General features: G+C 69.5%; 1 pseudogene. It reads right to left on the reverse strand.

The window, feature by feature from the left end:
- A pseudogene (locus OO68_RS48215) lies at positions 1 to 213 on the reverse strand (IS3-like element ISMyma3 family transposase); the annotation flags it as partial.

Genomic DNA, 213 nt, shown 5'->3' on the forward strand with positions numbered 1-213 from the left:
CGCCTTGAGGATCTCATTGGCCCGTCGCAGTTCGGCGTTCTCGGCCTTGAGCCGCTTGATCTCCGCGGCCTCCTCGGAGGTGACGCCGGGCCGCTGGCCGGCGTCACCTGGGACTTGCGGACCCAGGTCCGCACCGTCTCTGCGGCGCCGATCCCGAGCTTGGCGGCGACCGCCTTCATCGCGGCCCACTCAGTTGGGTAGTTGGGACGGATC

Origin of the sequence: Streptomyces iakyrus, assembly GCF_000717055.1 — a bacterium.
Classification (GTDB): Bacteria; Actinomycetota; Actinomycetes; order Streptomycetales; family Streptomycetaceae; genus Streptomyces; species Streptomyces iakyrus.